Origin of the sequence: Acidovorax sp. LjRoot38 (assembly GCF_964252975.1) — a bacterium.
GTDB classification, from domain to species: Bacteria; Pseudomonadota; Gammaproteobacteria; order Burkholderiales; family Burkholderiaceae_C; genus Acidovorax; species Acidovorax facilis.
Genome location: NZ_CAXUPT020000044.1, coordinates 1 through 1149 on the forward strand (window position 1 = coordinate 1; position 1149 = coordinate 1149).

At 59.0% G+C, this 1149-nt stretch carries 1 protein-coding gene; it reads left to right on the plus strand.

Annotated features, from left to right (window positions below):
* Positions 1–3: 3 nt before the first annotated feature.
* Positions 4–1149 (plus strand): IS3 family transposase gene (locus tag ACSQ22_RS26290; protein WP_436131964.1). Its coding sequence is split into 2 segments (ribosomal slippage), with 1147 coding nucleotides annotated over them: positions 4–352 and positions 352–1149; the frame shifts between segments, so codons are not numbered across the junction. This gene is flagged as partial in the annotation.

Sequence of the window (1149 nt, forward strand, 5' to 3'; positions counted from 1 at the left end):
CAAGTGGATCAATGGGTTAAGAGAACGCAGAAGGACTACACACTGGCCTTTAAGCTGGCGGTGGTGGATCAGGTAGAAAGAGGCGAGCTGACGTACGGGCAAGCCCAGGAGCACTATGGCATCCAGGGTGCCTCGACCGTGCTGGTCTGGCTGCGCAAGCATGGCCGCCAGGACTGGAAGGCCGCATCATCGGGCTTCAAAGGCCCCACGCCCATGCAAGAGCCATCCAAGCCGCTGACACCCGAGCAGCGCATCAAGGAGCTGGAGGTGCAACTGAAGCAGGCGCAGGAGAAAGCGCAGTTCTTTGAGGCGGTGATCCATGTGCTCAAGCGCGAACATGGGGTAACCATCACAAAAAAGCCTGCTGGCAAGTCCTCCAAGAAAAGCTCGTCCAAGGGCTGAGCGTTGTGAGGGTTTGCCAGTACATGGGCATCAGTCGGCAGGCGCACTACAAGGCCCTGGCCTGCCAACGGCTGCGCGATGAACAACAGGCCAGCGTAGTGGCTATGGTCGATGAGAAGCGGCGACACCAGCCGCGCATCGGCACACGCAAGCTGCACTTCATTCTGAAGGAGCCGCTGCAGCACGCGGGCATCAAGCTCGGCCGCGATGCCTTGTTCGACATCCTGCGTCATGAACGGATGCTGGTCTTGCCCAAGCGGGCGTACCACAAGACCACCAACAGCCACCATCGCTTCCGGCGCCATCCCAACCTGCTTAAAGACACAGCAGCCAAGGTGGTACCTAGCGGCTGCGAACAGCTGTGGGTGGCAGACATTACCTACCTGCCCACCAAAGAAAAACCGGCTTACCTGAGCCTGGTAACGGATGCCTATTCCCGCAAGATCGTGGGCTGGCATGTACATGAAGGGCTGGAGACTGCTCAGGTCAGCCAGGCGCTGAAAATGGCTCTGCGCAACAGGCAGACCAGCCAGAAGCTGGTGCACCACTCTGATCGGGGCATCCAATACTGTTCGGCGGAGTACCAACGCATCCATGACCGCCATGAGATCACCTGCTCGATGACCGATGGCTACGACTGCTACCAGAATGCCTTGGCAGAACGGGTTAACGGCATCCTGAAGATGGAATTCCTGCTGCACCGCCCGGCAAACCTTGAGCAGGCCAAGACCATGGTGAGCGAGTCAG